General features: G+C 71.5%; 13 protein-coding genes. 8 read left to right on the forward strand and 5 right to left on the reverse strand.

Features of this window, described 5'->3' with window-relative positions; translation table 11 throughout:
- The first annotated feature begins 11 nt into the window (after positions 1–11).
- The 8 genes from LP52_RS27800 to LP52_RS17920 all read left to right on the forward strand — a co-directional run bounded on the left by LP52_RS27800 (position 12) and on the right by LP52_RS17920 (position 10,057).
- Complete coding sequence (locus tag LP52_RS27800; RefSeq protein ID WP_274518825.1) at positions 12–155, forward strand: hypothetical protein; 144 nt, start codon at positions 12–14, stop codon at positions 153–155.
- 2 nt (positions 156–157) lie between these two features.
- Entirely contained in the window at positions 158–2,026 is a 1,869-nt protein-coding gene (locus tag LP52_RS25870; RefSeq protein WP_052809985.1) for a hypothetical protein, read from the forward strand.
- A complete protein-coding gene (locus LP52_RS17895) occupies positions 2,026–2,964 on the forward strand; it encodes a PrgI family protein (protein WP_040275185.1) in 939 nt (312 codons plus the stop codon). Before LP52_RS25870 ends, LP52_RS17895 begins: the two co-directional genes overlap by 1 nt.
- A 3-nt stretch (positions 2,965–2,967) precedes the next feature.
- A complete protein-coding gene (locus LP52_RS17900; RefSeq protein ID WP_052809986.1) occupies positions 2,968–4,773 on the forward strand; it encodes a VirB4 family type IV secretion system protein in 1,806 nt (601 codons plus the stop codon).
- Positions 4,770–7,082: a type IV secretory system conjugative DNA transfer family protein gene (locus LP52_RS17905; protein ID WP_052809987.1), complete on the forward strand. Its 2,313-nt coding sequence runs from the start codon at positions 4,770–4,772 to the stop codon at positions 7,080–7,082. Before LP52_RS17900 ends, LP52_RS17905 begins: the two co-directional genes overlap by 4 nt.
- 44 nt (positions 7,083–7,126) lie before the next feature.
- Complete coding sequence (locus tag LP52_RS17910) at positions 7,127–8,014, forward strand: replication-relaxation family protein (RefSeq protein WP_238580977.1); 888 nt, start codon at positions 7,127–7,129, stop codon at positions 8,012–8,014.
- Positions 8,007–9,074 carry a C40 family peptidase gene (locus LP52_RS17915; protein WP_040275187.1) on the forward strand — a complete coding sequence of 356 codons (1,068 nt, stop codon included), beginning with the start codon at positions 8,007–8,009 and terminating at the stop codon, positions 9,072–9,074. The genes LP52_RS17910 and LP52_RS17915 overlap by 8 nt, the downstream gene beginning before the upstream one ends.
- 146 nt (positions 9,075–9,220) lie before the next feature.
- Positions 9,221–10,057: an SAM-dependent methyltransferase gene (locus LP52_RS17920; RefSeq protein ID WP_040275188.1), complete on the forward strand. Its 837-nt coding sequence runs from the start codon at positions 9,221–9,223 to the stop codon at positions 10,055–10,057.
- A 484-nt stretch (positions 10,058–10,541) separates the two neighbouring features.
- Here the strand turns inward: LP52_RS17920 and LP52_RS17925 are convergent, their stop codons facing one another.
- From LP52_RS17925 to LP52_RS17945, 5 genes are all read right to left on the reverse strand, one after another.
- Positions 10,542–11,135 (reverse strand): hypothetical protein, encoded by a 594-nt coding sequence (locus LP52_RS17925; protein ID WP_040275190.1) that lies wholly within the window; start codon positions 11,133–11,135, stop codon positions 10,542–10,544.
- Positions 11,132–11,329, reverse strand: coding sequence for a hypothetical protein (locus tag LP52_RS17930; protein WP_040275191.1), 198 nt, complete (start codon positions 11,327–11,329; stop codon positions 11,132–11,134). Before LP52_RS17930 ends, LP52_RS17925 begins: the two co-directional genes overlap by 4 nt.
- Before the next feature lie 157 nt (positions 11,330–11,486).
- Positions 11,487–12,002, reverse strand: coding sequence for a hypothetical protein (locus tag LP52_RS17935; RefSeq protein WP_040275194.1), 516 nt, complete (start codon positions 12,000–12,002; stop codon positions 11,487–11,489).
- A 76-nt stretch (positions 12,003–12,078) separates the two neighbouring features.
- The gene (locus LP52_RS17940; protein WP_040275195.1) at positions 12,079–12,411 is read right to left on the reverse strand and encodes a hypothetical protein; all 333 of its coding nucleotides are present in this window, start codon (positions 12,409–12,411) and stop codon (positions 12,079–12,081) included.
- A gap of 75 nt (positions 12,412–12,486) precedes the next feature.
- Positions 12,487–13,368: an ArdC-like ssDNA-binding domain-containing protein gene (locus tag LP52_RS17945; RefSeq protein ID WP_052809988.1), complete on the reverse strand. Its 882-nt coding sequence runs from the start codon at positions 13,366–13,368 to the stop codon at positions 12,487–12,489.
- Between the last annotated feature and the right edge of the window lie 61 nt (positions 13,369–13,429).

A 13,429-nucleotide genomic window follows, 5' to 3' on the forward strand; every position in this document is an offset into this window, starting at 1 on the left:
CCATCGGCGGGCTGCGCTACCTGCTGGCCGGCGGTGATCCCGGCGAGGTCAGCAAGGCCAAGGACACGCTGAAGTACTCCGCGCTGGGCTATGGGGTGGCGATCCTCGCTCCGATCCTGGTGGAGATCCTGCGCGGCTTCGTCGGGCTGGGCTGAGGATGCGCACCCGCCACCGCGCCCGGCTCGTTCTCTCCGCTGCGGCGCTGGTCGTGCTGGCACCGGTTGCCGCGCTTGTGGGCCCGGCCGTGGGTGCGGCACCGGCCGATGCCGCGGTTGCCGCCGCGGCACCCCCTGAGCCCGCCCCCGGTGCCGAGCCGGAACCACCGGAGCCCTCAGCGCCGTCTTCCCCTCCTGAGGCCTCGCCTGCTCCCTCTCCCGCACCTGGGGTCGAGCCCGGCCCGCCCGAGGACACCGGTAGCAGCGGCGACGGCGAGGGACAAGAGGGCCCGCCCACTGGCCAAGAGTGCGGCGCGTTCGACTACGCCTGCAAGGTCACCGAGGCCCTCAACACGTGGCTGATCTCGACGGTGACCGACATGGCCAACGCCGGCCTGGTCACCGCCGCGGTCGGGATGATCTCCACCCCGCCGCCCACCTCCGGCATCGAGGACGCCTGGCGGATCTCGCAGCAGGTGACCAGCACGGTGTATGTGCTGGTGGTCACCGTGGCCGGGGTGCTGGTGATGACCAACCCGAGCGTGCAGACCTCGGCCGGCCTCAAGGAGGTCCTGCCGCGGCTGCTGCTGGGCTTCATCGGCGCCAATGCCAGCTGGTTCCTGTGCTCGCTGATGGCCGATGTCGGCAACGGGGCCGCCCTGGGGCTGGTCAGCGAGACCGCCAACCCCGAGAGCGTCGCCCACGCGGTGGGGCGCGTCATCGCCAACCCCGAGGGCGAGCTGTTCATCATCGTGCTGCTCTTCCTGGTGGCCAATCTCCTGGCGGTGTTCCTGTACTTCGCCGTGCTGATCCGCATCGTGCTGTGGCTGCTGTTGACGGCGATCGCGCCCATCGCGCTGGCCTGCCACGCCCTGCCCCAGACCGATGGGCTGGCCCGGCTGTGGTGGCGGGCGATGTCGGCGCTGCTGATCATTCAGGTGGCCCAGGCCCTGGTGCTGCGCATCGCGGTGACCGTGTTCCTCAACCGCGAGCAGATGCAGACTCTCGATCCGGGCGGCACCGTGGGCTCCCTGGCCGATGTGGCGCTGTTGATCTGCTGCCTGTATGTGCTGGTGCGCATTCCGTACTGGGCGTTCAAGCAGGTGTTCAATCTGCAAGCCTCGCCGGTGGTCAAGGGCGCCAAGCTTGCGGTGAGCCTGCTGGTCTTTCGCAACATCGGACGGGCGGTTGCCGCCGCGCGGGGCGGGGCCTCAGCCGGGGGCACAGGCGGGAGTGGGCTCCGGGGCCGCGGCGCGCCCCGGGGTGGAGGCGGCGGTCCGAATGCGGGCGGCCCGGGGCGTGGGCGTGCTGCCTCAGGCGGATCCGGCGCCCAGAGCGGCTCCTCTCGCCCCGCGGGCGCCCCGGGTAGTAGGGGCACCCAAGCTCAGCCGGGCGGGGCGGCCGGCACCGGGGGCGCGCGCCGCCGCAGCGGCACGGGCAATGCGGCGGGGCCGCTGCGCGGCACCGTCCACCCGCCCGGCGGCAACGGCCGGCAACAGAACCGTCCCCGCGGCGGCCCAGGCGCTTCCCCTGCACGCTCCTCCGCGGCCGGCGGAACTGCCGGAGGAAGCCGGCCCGGGGCCGGTCCGGGCTCGGGCGCTGGCGACACGACCACCGACGGGCGCGGCCCCCGGCAAGGCCCGGGATCGGCATCGGCCGGCCCAGGGCGGGCGTACTCCGGCGGGATCCGCGCCCACCGGCCCCGCCCGCCCGGCCCGCACCCGCCGCCACCTGATCCGGCCCGCTATCGGCCGATTCGCCCCGAAAACGTCCGCCTCCCCCCGCAGCAACCGCCGCGGGGGCGCCGGTCGCGCCCGGTGCGCCCGCGCCCTCGCCCCAGCCGCCGAAACAACGAAGCAGGAGACGACTGATGGTGCGTGCACGCATGCCCGCCGACATCGAGCGCGAGGACACCCTGCTGGCCAACCTGACCGCGCGCCAACTGCTGATCATCGCCACCCCCGCCCTGGCCCTATGGGGGCTGTGGAGCGCGGTGGGTGATCTCGTTGCGCTCCCGGTGGTGGGGGCGGTCGCGGTGCCGGTGATGGGCGCTGCGGTGGTAGCCGCCCTGGTGCGCCGCGACGGACTCAGCCTCGACCGCCTCCTGGTGGCCGCGGTGGGTTTCCTGCGCTCCCCCAAGCGGCGCTCGACCACCGCCCCTGCCGCCGCCGAGGTGCCCTCCTGGATCAGTGCCCGCCCCGGGCCGCTGCCCGCACCCTTGGAGTTGCCGGTGGCGGCGATTGGCGACGACGGCGTCATTGACCTGGGCGAGCACGGCGCCGCCCTCATCCTCGACTGCTCGACGGTCAACGTCGGGCTGCGCACTGAGGAAGAACGCGCCGCCCTGGTGGCCGGGTTCGCCTCCTACCTCAACTCCCTGGCCACCCCGGTGCAGATCCTGGTGCGGGCCGAATCGGTACGGCTGGACCCCCTGGTTGCCGCCCTCGATGCCACGGCACCCGATTTGCCGCATCCGGCACTGGAACAGGCCGCCCGCGAACACGCCGACTACCTCAGCGACCTGGCCGCCTCCCACACCCTGCTGTATCGCCGGGTGCTGCTGGTGCTGCGGGAGGCCTCCGGCACTGCCCGGCAGCAGGCGGCAACGCTCAAGCGCCGGGCCGATGATGCCGCCCGGGCGCTGGCTGGTGCCGGCAGCACCGCCACGCCCCTTGACGGAGGCGCGGCTGCCGCGGTGCTCGCCGCAGCGGCCGACCCCACCCGCACCGGCGGTGTCGCCCCGGAGGATCTCGCCTCCCCCGATGCCGTGATCGCCGGCCCTGAAACCGAACAACAGGAGGAGGGCTAAGCCATGCGGCGACTGTTCCGACCGCGGCGGGCGCACCGGTCGGCGACCAGGTCGGGCCCCGTTGACGCTGAGGTCGAGATCGGACCGCGCCGCATGCTCCTGGGCGAGGGCGCCGCGGCCTCCTTCGTCGTGACCGGCTATCCGGCCGAGGTGGGCCACGCCTGGCTGGAGCCGCTGCTGACCTACCCCGGCCGCCTGGATGTGTCCCTACATGTGGAACCGGTGCCGCCGAAGGTGGCCGCCGACCGGCTGCGCCGCCAGATGGCCCGGCTGGAATCCTCCAACCAGACCGGGGCCGAGCAGGGCAAGCTGGAGGACTTCGAGTCCGAAGTGGCCGCCGCCGACGCCCGCGACATGGCCGCCTCCCTGGCCCGCGGCGACGGCAAGCTGTTTCGCGTCGGGTTGTCGGTCACCGTCCACGCCGCCTCCGAGGAGGAGCTGGAGGAGGAGGTCGGCCACGTCCAGTCGCTGGCCTCCTCCATGCTGATCGACGCCCGCCCCGCCTCCTACCGCCAACTCCAGGGGTGGGTCACGGCGCTGCCGGCGGGCGTGGATCTACTGGGCCAGCGCCGCAGCATGGACACCCACGCGCTCTCGGCCGCCTATCCGTTCGCCTCCCCCGACCTGGCGGTCGAGACCTCGCCCACCGCGGTCCTCTACGGCCTCAACGCCGACTCCTCCGGGGTGGTGGTCTGGGACCGGTGGGCGCTGGACACCTACAACACCGTCGTGTTGGCCCGCTCCGGCGCCGGCAAATCCTACTTCTGCAAACTCGATCTGCTGCGCAGCATGTACGCCGGGATCACGGCCGCGGTCATCGACCCCGAGGACGAATACACCCGCCTGACCGACGCAGTCGGCGGCACCACCATCGGCCTGGGCGAACCCGGGGTGCACCTCAACCCCCTGGACCTGGCACTGGATGCCAACGCCCAGCGCGACGCGCTGTCCCGGCGGGCGTTGTTCCTGCACACCCTGCTCGCGGTCATGCTCGGCGGTCCCCTGGGCCCGCGCCAGCGCGCCGCCCTGGACCAGGCGCTGATCGCCACCTACCGGGCAGCGGGAATCACCGCCGACGAGCGCACCTGGAACCGTCCCGCCCCGCTGCTGGCCGACCTGGTCGCCACCCTGGAGAACGAGGGCGACGAGCACGGCCAGGACCTCGCCGTCCAACTCGCACCCTACGTATCCGGCTCCTACAGCGAGCTGTTTCGCTCCCCCACGACCCAGCGGCCTTCCGGCCATCTCGTGTCGTGGTCGCTGCGGGATCTGCCCGACGAGCTCAAGGCCACCGGAACCCTGCTGGCGCTGGATGCGATCTGGCGCACCGTCGCCGATTCCACCCCCGACCACCCCCGCATGGTGCTGGTGGATGAAGGCTGGCTGCTCATGTCCGAACCCGAGGGCGCGAAGTTCCTGTTCCGCCTGGCCAAAGCAGCGCGCAAAAGGTGGGTGGGGCTCACCGTCGCCACCCAGGACGCCGCCGACGTACTCGGCTCCGAGCTGGGCAAAGCCGTCGTCGCCAACTCCGCCACCCAGATCCTGATGCGCCAGGCGCCCCAGGCCATCGACCAGATCGCCGAATCCTTCGCCCTGTCCGAGGGCGAACGCCAGCACCTGCTCACCGCTTCACCTGGGGATGCGTTGCTGTGCAGCGGCCAGCGCCGGGTGGCCTTCCGCGTGGTCGCCAGCCAAGCCGAACACCAGCTCGTCACGACCAATCCGGCCGAGTTCGCCTATCCCGTCCGCCCCGACGAGGGCGCCGCAGAACTGGACGTCGACACCGCCGAGGAGGACGACCTGCTGTGACTGGCCACCTCGCCGAGCTGGGTCGCCTGCCCGCCGTGCTGGCCGAGCTCCTGATATTCGCCGTCTCGACCTACGGCTGGTTGCTGCTGACGACGGGCCTGGCTGCAGTCTCGGCGCTGCTGGCCCTGCGATCCGGGGCCGCATGGCTGCGGCACCGTCGCTGGGCTCGCGATGCCCGCCTCATCGAGATCCTGCCCCCGCCCGAAAGCGACATGGCCGGCGCGGTGCACTTGTGGCGCCAGATGCTGGGCACCCTGCGCCCCGCCTGGAAACGGCTGCTGCTGGGCCAACCCCACGTGGTGTGGGAATACGCCATGACCACCAGCGGGATGCGCATCCGCATGTGGATCCCCGGCCCCACCCCGCCCGGTCTGGTCGAGCGCGCGATCACGTCCTCCTGGCCCGGCGCCGCGGTCACCACCCGCCCCGTCCCCCCGCCCGAGACCGACCAGCACGTGCGGGGCGGCCGGGTCCGGCTCGCGCGCCCCGACCACTACCCCATCGAGACCGGCTACGACGAAGACCCGGTGCGCGCGCTGATCGGCGCGGCCGGCGACCTCGTCGGCGACGAGGAGATCCTCGTGCAGGTCGCCGTGCGCCCCATCACCGGGGCCCGGCTGCGCCGCGCAGGCCGCGCCGCCCACCGGCTGCGCCAGACCACCCCGGAAACCGCCGACCCTTTTGCCCCCGGCCACCGGCCGCGCCGGCACGGGCCCTCGCCGGAGGCCTCCAGCGAGATCCGCGCGATCGTGCACAAGGCCACCCAGCCGCGGCTGGAGACCCACGTCCGCTACCTCATCTCCTCCTCCGGCGACGGTGAGCAGGCTCGCCAGGCGCGCCGCGGCCGCTCCCACGCCTTGGCCGCGGCCTTCGCGGTCTTCAGCGGCTACAACCACTACCAGCGCCGCCGGATGCTGCTGGCCCCGCGGTGGCTGGCGTCGGTGCGCTTCATGGGCCACGGCGACCTGCTCACCGCCGCCGAACTGGCCGCCGTGGCGCACCTGCCGCTCGATGAGACCGTGCCGGGGCTGCAGCGCGCGCCGGCCCGCCCGGTTCCGCCCCCGCCCCAGGTGGCTGCCGACGGCCCGCAGGCGCGGCTGCTGGGGGTGGTCGAGCAGTCCGAGCGGCGCACCATCGCCCAACACGCCGCCGATGCGCGCCAGCACACCCACATCATCGGCGGAACCGGCACCGGAAAAACCACCCTGCTGATGAACATGGCCCTGAACGACATCGCCAAAGGCCGCGGGCTGGTGATGATCGAACCCAAGGGCGAATCCGACCTCCTGCTTCCCCGCATCCCCGAACACGCGATGGGCCGGGTCGTGCTGATCGACCCCGACGACGACGCGGCCCCGCCCGCGCTCAACGTGCTAGCCGGTGATGATCCGGTGCGCACCGCCGACACCATCACCGGGGTGTTCCAGCGCATCTTCGCCGACTCCTGGGGACCGCGCACCGACGACATCCTGCGCTCGGCCGTACTCACCCTCGCCGGAACCCCGCAGGCCAGCTTGGCCAACATCCCCAAGCTCCTCGACAACAGCAGCTTCCGCCGCCGCGCCACCGCCCACCTGGAGGCCACCTCGGTACTGGCCGGGTTCTGGTCCTGGTACGAAGGCCTGTCCGAGCCGGCCCGCGCCCATGCCACCGCGCCGCTGATGAACAAACTCCGCGCGGTGCTGCTGCGCGACTTCGCCCGCAACCTGCTGGCCGCCCGCCCGCAGCGCAGCCTGAACCTGGCACCCCTGCTGGATGAGGACGCGATCATCATCGCCCGCCTGCCCAAAGGCGTGCTCGGCGAAGACACCAGCTCCCTGCTGGGTTCGCTCGTGCTGGCCCAGGTATGGCAAGGGGTCCTGGCCCGGGCCGGCCAGCGCGAAGCCCAACGCCGCGACATCAACCTCTATCTAGACGAGGCACACAACTTCCTGACCCTGCCCTACGGGCTGGGCGACATGCTCGCCGAAGCCCGCGCCTACCGCGCCGGGCTCACCATCGCCCACCAGGACCTGGCCCAACTGCCCCGCGAACTGCGCGAGGCCACCTCCACCAACGCCCGCTCCAAGATCTTCTTCGACGTCTCCCCCGAAGACGCCCGCGCCCTGGCCCGCCACGTCCAGCCCGAACTCGGCGAACACGACCTGTCCCACTTGGCGAAGTTTCAGGCCGCCACCCGCCTGGTCGCCCACGGCGCCCTGACACCGGCTTTCACCCTGCGCACCCGCCCCCTGCCCGCACCCACCCGCGGGCGGGCCACCGCCGTGCGCAAAGCCGCCCGCACCAACCACACCCACCAACCCCAGTAGCCCGTACATCCCGCTGTGCGAAGGAGGCGAACCCGTTGTCCGTTGTGCTGCGCCCCGACCACCACGCCCCCATCCGCCCCCGCAGCTCGCCCGAGGTCATCAAGACGCTCGCGGCTCGCCTGACCGAGCGCGACCGCCACATCATGCGCCTGGTCTGGCGCCACAAGGTCCTAACCACCGACCAGCTCACCGCCCTGGGCTGGAACTCCTACAACACCGCCAAACAGCGCCTGGCCACCCTGCACCGCCTACGCGCCCTCGACCGGATCCGCCCCTGGAACCCCCGCGGCGGCGCCCCCTGGCACTACGTCCTCGACACCCCCGGCGCCGAAATCCTCGCCGCCGAACACGGCATGAACCTGCGCGAGTTCGGCTACCGGCGCGACCGCGCCCTGGCCCCGGCCACCTCCGCCGCACTGGGCCACCTGCGCGGCCTCAACCAGGTCTTCGTCGACCTCTACGCCCACACCCGCACCGGGACCAACGACCCCCACCTGGACTGGTGGACCGAAGCCGAGTGCGCCGACCTCTACGGCGACATCGTCCGCCCCGACGGCGCCGGCACCTGGACCACCGCCGGCCGCAGTGCGGGCTTCTTCCTCGAATACGACACCGGCACCGAACGCCTGCGCCGCCTCGTCGACAAAGTCGCCGCCTACGGCGAACTCGCCCAGGCCACCGCCACCACCCCCGTCGTGCTGTTTTACCTGCCCAGCCGGCGCCGCGAAGCCCACCTGCGCCGCGCCCTCGGATCCCGCCCCGCCGTGGCGGTGGCCACCGCCACCCACGACGCCCACCCGGCCGAGGCGGTGTGGGTGCGCGCCGACGACCCTCATATGCACCCGCGCCGCCTCGTCGACTTGGTCTCCGACCACACCGCCGAGCAGCCGATGCTGCCCGCCTGGGACGACGAGGAGGAGGCCGTTGGATAGCCTCGGCTGCGGCGTCGCTTTGGGCGCCGCAGCCCTGCTCGTTCCCGCCGTGGCCGTCTCCGCCCTCACCGCCGTCTCCTCCCCCACCACCACAGCAGCGCCCGAGGAGGTCGCAGGAGTGCCGGACACGCTGCTGGACGCCTACGCCGGCGCCGCGGCCAGGCTGCACGCGACCCAGCCGCAGTGCTCGGGGATGCGGTGGCAGATCCTCGCCGGCATCGGCAAGATCGAGTCCTCACTGCTGGCCGGCCACGACATCGCCGACAACGGCGACGTGTCCCCGCCCATGATCGGACCCCGGCTGGACGGCTCCGGCGTCGGCGGCAATCTGACCCCGCACTACGACACCGACAACGGCACATGGGACGGCGACACCGAATACGACCGCGCGGTAGGCCCCAATCAACACCTGCCCTCGGGCTGGGACACCTACGGCGCCGACGGCAACGGCGACGGCGTCAAAGACCCGCACAACGCCTACGACTCGGCGCTGGCCAGCGCGCGGGAACTGTGCCTGAGCGCCGGCCAGGACGGCGTCGACTTCACCGACCGCGAGGCGCTCGCCGACGCGCTGTACCGCTACAACCACAGCCAGGCCTACGTCGATGACGTGCTGAAAGCCATCGACGACTTCGACGCCATCCCGGTGTCCGCGGGAAGCGGCGCCGGCAGTTCGCACGGTCAGGCGGCAGCCGAGTGGGCGCTTCGCCAGGTCGGCAAACCCTACGTCTGGGCCGCCGAAGGACCGGCCGCCTTCGACTGCTCCGGGCTGACCATGCGGGCATGGCAGCAGGCGGGCGTGGACATCCCCCGCGTCACCACCGACCAATATCAAGCTGGCCGCCGCGTCAGCCCGCAACGGCTCCAGCCCGGGGACCTGCTGTTCTACGACACCACCGACGCCGGCGCCCCCGGCCCCGCCCCCAGCCACGTCACGATGTACATCGGCGACGGGAAGATGGTCAACGCCCCGTCTCCAGGGCAAACCGTGCGCACCCAACCCGTGCAGGACGACTTCTACAGCCCGCGATTCATGGGCGCCGTCCGCCCATCCGAATAGGGCCGATTCCGGCCATCACACAGGCAGATCCGCATCCCCACGATCCGCTTACGGTGTATACGGCTGTCGGGGCTCTACCGCGCGCCGACACGGGGCAGGCCCCACAGCGCTACTCCCCTCACCCCACCGATCGCTAGGAGCCCTCCGTGAACGAATCCACCGGGCCCGACGTACCGCCGGGGGTGGATCCCACCACGGCCAGCTCGGCGCGGATCTACGACTACATGCTGGGCGGCAAGAACAACTACACCGTCGACCGCCAGACCGGCGAGCAGATCCTGCAGGCTGTGCCCGAGACCCGCATGCTCGCCCACGCCAACCGCGCCTTCATGGGCCGGGCCGTGGACGCCATGGGCGAGCTCGGAGTTGATCAGTTCCTGGACATCGGCGCCGGGCTGCCGGCCCAGAGCCCCGTCCACGAGGTCGCCCGACGCCGCCACCCCGACACCCGCGCGGTCTACGTGGACCACGACCCGGTGGTGCGCGTGCACGCCGAGGCACTGCTGGCTGAGAGGCCCGACATCACCGGGGTCGTCGAGGCCGACATGCGCGAACCGGAGACGATCTTCGCCCACCCCGAACTGACCGGACGTTTGGACCTCGGGCGCCCGGTCGGGCTCCTGCTGGTGTCGATGCTGCACTTCCTCACCGACGACCAGCAGCCCTACGCCCTCATGCGGCGCTACCTGGATCATCTGCCGGCCGGCTCCTGTGTGGCGATCAGCCACATCGAGCACGACACCCATCCCGAGCGCGCCCGGTACCTGCAGCGGGTCTACGAGTCCACGAGCTCGCCCGGCCAGTCCCGTTCCCTCTCCGAAATCCGGCGATTCTTCTCCGGCACCACACTGCTGGAGCCCGGCCTGGTGCATCTGGGCGACTGGCGCCCACGCAGCGACGAGCCGTACTACAGCTCGGAGCAGGTGTGGATGGTCGGCGCCCTCGCCCGCCTGGAGACCACGGATACCACCGCCCGAGCGTGACCCGCGAGCCCGGGCGCCGGTCATGCTCGATCACCGTGCCGACCTCCCGGGTCGGCAGCAGGCGCTACCGGTTCTTCACCGGCTATACAGGCAGGCCGTAAGCGCTAAGATTGGAGCTGGTCATCTCACCTTTCGTCTAGTCAACATTGGTAGTGACCAGGGAGTGGCCGGTTCCGACCGGCCACTCCTTCTTTTGGGCCGAGCCATGTTCTACAGCTTGCCCTGTCGGGTTTCTTCGTTTCCGCCTCCCCATCCCAGGTCTGCGGACGCCGCTGTGGCGCCGCGCTGGAGATGGCGTCGTGTTGCGCTGCAGGGTGGCCCCTGATTCGCTGTCTTGGCGTTTCCGTGATTGAGAGCGTCTGTGACGCGTCTCTGTGGACCCATCCGGAACCGCGCCGCGGCTCTCCGTGGCCGGTGCGTACGCACGAGGCGCCTCGTGCGTACGCACTCCTGCCTCCCTGCGGATGCCCCAGATCGTCGAGCGTCAGTCGGATGAGGCCTGCCGGCTGGGCGATGCGACGTCATCGCCAGCGGGGAGGGCTCCGGTGCGCACGTCCTGTTCCATGCGGCGCCAGTCCGGTTCGGCCTCCTCCCAGATCACGCGGTCCACGAACCGGTGCACGGGTCGGTGGTGGTCGGCCGTGTGGGAGGTGATCACCCACATCCCCTCCGCGGTGAGTACGTAGGCCCACTCGATGTCGATGGGGCCGCAGCCGTTTTGGTCGCGGGGGCAGCGGCACGTCAGGCGCTGGGCCGGCTCGTTGCGCTGGCCGTGGCAATAGCAAGCCGGGTAGTGCCCTCGGATCGGCGAGGAGGCGCCGACGAAGCCGCTGAGGTCGAAGTCGGCGCGAGTGAACGGTCCCGAGGCGTCGTCGCCGAGATAGAGCAGGCATGACCAGCCGGCCGGGTGATCGGCGATCAGCGTTTGCGCCATCGCGGTGTGGTCGCGCTCGAAGGTGTGGTGATAGAGCCGGTACAGCTCGCGCCCCAGGCCGGCGGGGTAGCTGTCGGTGTGGTGGTAGCGGCCCCACCAGCCGCTTTCAGGAGTGGGCAGGGCGATGGCTCCGCGTGTACTCACTGGTGATCACCGTCCTCGATCTGTTCGGCGGCCTCAGCGGCGGCCAGGAGTTGGGACGCAAGGTCCCGGGCTCGTGCGGGCGGCAGCGGGACGAGGTGGGCGAGTTGGCCGGCCGGGGCGATCCAGGCCATGACCTGGCCGGTGGCCGGTTGCACCGCCGCGCCTACGGCGGGTGGCGGGGGCGGATTCGACATGCTGTGTCTCCGGTTCCTGCACGTGGGCCGTGTCAGAGACGGCTGGGGCGAGGCCGGGGTCGACCTGCCGTAATCAGGTCGGCCCCGGATGACCGTTTGTTTGGGCCCGCTGAGTCAGCGGCGTGTCCGTTCCCCTCGGGCGCCTGGATCGGCGGTTTCACGGGGAGCGGTAGAACTCCTCCCATCGGTCGCCCATCCACAGTTCGGCGCGCACGATCCGCGGTCCCAGGTCAAGCTGGGGTGCGCTGGCGCGGGCCAGCCGGTAGTCGAAAGGCACGCCCGGCATGGTCTGAAGCTCGAAGAGCTCGGGGATGCCGTACTGGTCGAAGCTGCGCACGAGGTGGATGTGGTCGGCGTCGGCGCGGGCCGTGACCGCGCCGTAGTCGTACTCATCGGTCAGGGCGGTGAGGACGGCGTCCTCGTCGAGGAGCTGGTTCTCGCGGTTGCGGCATTGGGCGATGAAGTCCTCGACCAGGTCGCGTGCCTGGCGGTCGCGGGGTTGGAAGTGGATGGCTCCGCCGTTGGGGTGGCCGGTGATGGTGCCGAGCCGCCGGTCCTGCTCGCACAGGGGTGCCGTCCAGGCGACGCCGGTGGGGGTTTCGAGCTGGTGGAGTTCGGTGACCCGGATGCGGGTGTGGGGCACCTGCACGCCGGTGTGGACGAGGGTGATCATGTGTATCTCCTCGCGTGGTTGAGCAGCTGGCGGGGCGACGCGGTGTCGGTAGCGGTTCCGGCGTCGGGGGTGCCGGTTAGTTGTCGCTGGAGTGGATGCAGGTCTGGCCCGTATACAGCGCCCAGGTGTCGAAGAAGGCCGGTTCGGCGGCCATGGCGACGCTGAGTTCGTGGGCGATGGCCTCGGTTGCGGTGCTGGCGGAGGGGGCCACGCAGAGGGCGTGGACGAAGACGCCGTCGTCGTAGGGGGTGAGGGTGCAGCTCAGGACGACGAGGTCGGTGCCACAGCGCCGGCGCAGCGGCGCCATGGCGGGGGCGAGGCGTTTGCTCACGCCGTACTGCTGGGGCTGGGTCAGGGGTGTGGCGTCCTCGTCGGCCAGGGCGAAGACTTCGACGGTGAGCACAGCCATCGGTGGGCTCCTTTGCACGCAGGGAGAGGGGCGGGAGCCGGGTGCCAGGCGCCCGGCTCCCGCGCCGGTGCGGGGTCAGGTCGCGGATGGGGCCGCGTGCTGCAGCGCGGCGGTGATCTCATCGGCTGCGGCCATGACGCGTTCGGCGCTGGCGTGGGCGGTGGCGGCATCGCCGGCCCAGCCGGCGACGTAGGGCACCGAGTAGGGCAAGGAGTCCAGCCCGGCGAGGTTGGCAACCAGGCAGGCCACGGATTCGGCTTCGACTTCCCTGCGTTCGCGGCTGGCCTCGGGGCGGGTGTCGTGCTCGCAGACGATGTGGGCGAGCTCGTGGGTGAGGGTCTTGACCGCTTGAGCCTCCTCCACGCCTTCACGCACGCGCACGGTGCGTGCGGTGAAGTCAACGTGGCCGTAGGCCGGGCCGCAGTCGCCGCGTTCGATCCCGTAGCCGCGGCGGGTGATCTGTGTGGCCACCTGGCCCCATAGCGCCGCGGGTGCCAGGCCGCGCAGCTCTTGGGGATCGGCCGCGGAGGCGTCGGGGAGTTCGGTGCCTTCGGTTTGGGCAACGTCGAAGACGCCGGCGGTGGTGAATCCCCGCACTTCAAAGCGCGGTTTCGTGTTGGTGTCGGCGTCGTCGGAGGCGTCGGGGTCGCTGGCCTCGCTCCGGTAGCGCAGCGGCGCCAGGATCCGGATCGTCTTTTCTCCTTTGCGGACCCGACGGCCGACCTGGTTCCACTGCTTGAGGGGGCGCACGTCGGTGGCCTCGGGGTACTGCTCCATGATCAGCAGCAGGTTGTTGAGCGAGTAGCGGCGCAGCCACGCCCGCGCGCTCAGCATGGCGTGCCATCCGTGGCTGCTGGTCAGGTTCTCCACGGCCGACTGCAGTTGTTCGTGGGCGTGGTTGAGACGTTCGCGGCGCTGTTCCGGGCTGAGTCCGCGCCGCTTGGGACTGGTGGGCATGGCGGATACCTCGCAGCATGCGCGGTGGGAAACGGCAGTGCGGCGGCCCGGGCCCGTGCCG

Origin of the sequence: Streptomonospora alba (assembly GCF_000826685.1) — a bacterium.
Lineage (GTDB): Bacteria > Actinomycetota > Actinomycetes > Streptosporangiales > Streptosporangiaceae > Streptomonospora > Streptomonospora alba.